Raw genomic sequence first — 4383 nt, forward strand, 5'->3', positions numbered from 1 at the left:
GTCTACGCTTAAAGGCTAATGTTACCATTAGCCCTCCAAGACTCGCTACGAGTGAATGGCTAGTTCTTTCTCGACGGGAATCCCACCCGCTATATGATACGACCTAGGCTCGGCCGCACAAGCACCCTTTAGTTGAAAAAAAGTCATTTACTACTCTATTTCCAACAGAAAAGATTTTTTATCGAGGAAAGCCCTACAATAATTTTGTGTAACATAGGGCATTCTCCGCTGTATCCATTCGTGAGCTTCTTGGTTATTGACCATAAAACCAAAACCCCCAAAAATAGCTAAAATAAAACCCGCACTTATTAGAAATTCGTCTTCTTCATTAAGATTTCTTAATGTTTTATATCCTTCTAACACTATTTTTCTATGATTAATATTAAAAGAAGTGAGCGTAATGCCAATATCGAATAGATAATAACCATAACCTGAGAAACCAAAGTCGATAGGGATAACAGTGTCATTATTAACAATTATGTTTCCACCTTGTAGGTCAGCGTGAATAATTCCCCAATTATTATTCGTTTTTGGTGCTCTATCAAAAATAATTTTTATATATTTCATTGTATCTAATATCACATCATATTGTTCAGATGTGAATAAGTTAATTTCAGCACCATACTGTAATCTATCAGTCAAATTCCTATACTTTTCAATATCATAATTTGGTCGTATAAATGGTTGTGGAATAATCCAGTTATTTGAGAAATTATGTAATTTAGCTAATACAACTCCTACTTCATAAGCAATATTTTTTGAATTTATTTCCTTTCCCGTATAAACATTGCCCTCTTTCCAAGTGAGGAGCGTTGCCAATTGAATAAAATTATTATCCACATCAACAATTGTAGAAACCAAGTTTCCTTTTTTGTTTTTAATTGGTTGCTGTAAAGGTAAAGAAGTTTGTTCGTTTAAACTATTTAGCAATTCCACCTCTGCGTTTAGTCCTTCAAAGGTATGCTGTACACCTTGTAGTCCAGAAGTAATAGGGGAATGAATCCGCAAAACATAAGAATTGTTATCTTCATTATTATCTATTTTTAATGTAATATTGTCGTTATGTCTTATAAAACTTGATGAAAAATTAGTAATCCCATAATATCCTAAAGCAATTTCAATGAGTTTATCGTAATTAATTGTTTTTTTCATTTAAGTTTTCTCCTTATTCTCCAAAAATAAGATATTACTTCTTCAACTAAACTGCCCCGTTAGTTCTATAAGAAAAAGAGTGCCTTAGCAACCCTTGATTTTCAACTAAAGTACCTGTTACTTAAAAAACATCAATCTCTCCATTTAATCTTTTGACCTCTTTCTCTAAATAATCAAGACGTTTATGGATTCGATAAAAAATTGGCAGAAAAGCAATTACGATAATGATTAACCATCCCATTGATTAATTCCCCCTTTTATAACAATGGATTATTTTTCATTAATTGTAACATTACAGCCATTTCAATATTTGATTTCTTATTGAATTATCCTGCCCCGTTAGTTGAAGAAGCCTCATAATTCATAATCGTATATAGCCCAAGGAAGCCATAAAACAGACAAGAGGCTAGAATTGCTATTTAGCCCATTTCTACTTTCTATCAACTAAATACGATAAATATTTTTGTCATGATTGGTTATGGAGCAATACCATTTGAATCAATCGAAGAAGCAATATCTATCCTTTCTACTCAATGGAACAACCTCCATCACTTATTAAACTGATGAAGGTTTTTCAGGTTTATATTAACTACATAGATTTTCCAAAAATTTCAATTGCCATTTTCTAAAGACACATTTCATTTTGAGGTAATGTATTTATGAACTAACCTGCGTCGTTAGTGACAAAGCGTCTCCATTTATTGTAGAAACGCACCCTAGATCTTAGGTAGGGTTATTAATTTTTTCTTCTGTTTCCTCCTGTAAAGAAAACGCCATATATCAAAGGTAATCCATGCTATTACTAACAATGCCCATGGAACATAATTATAGGTGAGACCCCCAATAAACAGAAATAAGCTTCCTATAATAAAAGTTGGCACTTTAATATAAAACCACATTCTAACTTCCTTGTTTTTAAAACTTAGTTCGAATCGTTCACTCATATACCCCACCTGTAGCTTTGAAATAAAGTTTGATTAAAATTACCTCGCAAACCCATATCTTACGATAAAGAAAATGAATCCATTTTGAAAAAAGATTGATCAAAATGGATTCCACTTTTGAGATTGACTATTTATCTTTTAAAAAAGTTTGATCATTTCTGTGATCTTTCCTCAATTGAAGGAGAGCGGCAAAAGCACTGCTGAGCTCGCAGCTATGTTCAAATCGAAAGAATAACCAGCTAACTATTAAGAAAAGGACTTCAGGTATTTACAAAAATTATTGACGGTCCCTAATCATGGTTCTAACTATTTTTATGAGTAATTCATCTCCGTGTTTCTGTGTAATCAACTTCAGTTGGACTCATCTCGAAGGGCTCGACGCCGTTCGTGCAGCACCAGCAGGATAATCATCCCCATTATTACACCTAAGACGATGCCGGCCTGTGTGGTCAACAACCATGCCAATGGGTGCTCTGGGGAGGGTGGCGCATCGAGTCGAACTGAAGATAAGGCGGAATAGAGGTTGTTGGAGAACAACGCTCCCTATGAAATCCATGCCGCTGTCATAGGGGGTAGAAACCACCTCGACCCACGGCGGGATGCTACCACCAGTATGCCCCACGCACCTGCAAAGGACCACACGCCTATACTCAATGATAGCAGGTGCCACCACACATCGCGTTCAACCATGGTTGCCGGGACGATGCCGAAAGAGCCGCCAACCGCCCAAAACACCTTGATGACACCGAGCAGAATGCAGCCGGCAGCGACGATCCTAGCCAAGATGATCTGCAGTTGTCGAGTATTGCCCGGCAACTCCTTGTAGTCGGTTGTGCCACTCAGCGCCTCTGGCCAACGTGCCTTTGCATACCCCGCCAATGCAATCGGCAGGAAGATTCCGATCCCGAAAAGTGAGATCATGACGAAGATTTGCTCGTACACCCAGAAGTCGGCGGCACCTGCCTCTTGATCCCGAATCATAGCTGCAGGGCCCAGAACCGGTGCAATCAACAGCATAGGAACGAGCAAACCGGTACCAACCCAAATGGGTAGAGCAACCAACCACGCAGGTAGCCGCTCCCCCCACGGCTTGCAGAACGCCATTGCAAGAAGGATACCAATCGCAGCGAGAACGGCAGTTACTGCGTTTATAATGCGCCAACTGGCGTCACCCATTTGCTCGGTTGGAAGGAAGAGGCCGAAAGTCCATACGATTTTGATCAGCAGGTAAGGTGTTACTGAGATTGCGGCACCATAACCGCAGATTCTACGCAACCTCATCAATCTTGAGGCCTGCCTCTCTGCACTAATAGTCACCTTCTCATCACCTCTACAAGTTCTGACTCACTTTGTTTCATAATTATTTAATCACTCCTATCCTAATGCCTTTAACGCTTTTAAACCTTTCTGGTACAACTTTCAAGTACTTATATTTCCAAGACTCATATTGTGCCTTCCTTAATTCCCTTAAATGGCCCTTTTCTGGAATATAATTATGTTATTTTTGCCACGAAAAGTCCTTTAGACAAATTACATCCAATGGGGCAAAGCTTAGTATCTTTTTTACAAACGTCGTGACTTTATTTTAAACATCGCATCTTTTTTACAAACATCGCGAATTTGTTTTAAATCAACACCACCCCATTTATATCATTATTCAACAAACTCCCCTTTACTTTCATACGTTCAAAACAAATAGAGGTTCCAATTTCAAGTGATTTTCCCATTTGAATTAACAAAAATCCGTTTTCTGCTATTGAACTAAACTGCCCCGTTAGCCATCCATGTAGCGCAAAATCAGCGCTACACCACAGAGAATGAAAATGTGAAAAACGGGTATAGGATACTACGGCTGGGAGAGGAAGGTCGATGAACTATGGTGCCATAGAGCCCATCCNGGTGCATCACAGACTGTCGCTCCCTTACGGGAAGCACTCATGGGAGATTAATCCTACTCTGGTTATTGCACCAGCCTCCAATACTAGTTGCCGTAGAAAGGATGATTACAATGGAAGTAATCATTGAGCGTGCATGCGGTATGGATGTTCATAAAGACTCCATTACTGCCTGTATTATTACACCAAAAGGAAAGGAGATTCAAACGTTTTCCACTAAGACTGTATTTCTATTACAGTTAATTGACTGGATTAAGGAGCATGGTTGTACCCACGTAGCAATGGAAAGTACCGGCGTATTTTGGAAGCCAATAGTTAACTTACTTGAAGCGGAGAATATTGAATTTTTAGTAGTGAATGCTCAGCATATGAAAGCAGTACCAGGTCGCAAG

General features: G+C 38.7%; 2 protein-coding genes and 1 pseudogene. 1 reads left to right on the plus strand and 2 read right to left on the minus strand.

Annotated features, from left to right (window positions below; genetic code table 11):
* Positions 1-150: 150 nt before the first annotated feature.
* Complete coding sequence (locus tag FG384_RS19295; protein WP_142644314.1) at positions 151-1152, minus strand: phosphotransferase; 1002 nt, start codon at positions 1150-1152, stop codon at positions 151-153.
* Between the two features lie 1295 nt (positions 1153-2447).
* Positions 2448-3413 (minus strand): annotated as a pseudogene (locus FG384_RS19300) (hypothetical protein).
* A gap of 691 nt (positions 3414-4104) precedes the next feature.
* On the opposite strand from FG384_RS19300, the gene FG384_RS19305 reads away from it, so the two are divergent.
* On the plus strand, positions 4105-4383 hold a 279-nt coding region (locus FG384_RS19305; protein WP_142644315.1), incomplete at its 3' end, for an IS110 family transposase.

The sequence above is a fragment of the Psychrobacillus vulpis genome (genome assembly GCF_006861825.1).
GTDB classification, from domain to species: domain Bacteria; phylum Bacillota; class Bacilli; order Bacillales_A; family Planococcaceae; genus Psychrobacillus; species Psychrobacillus vulpis.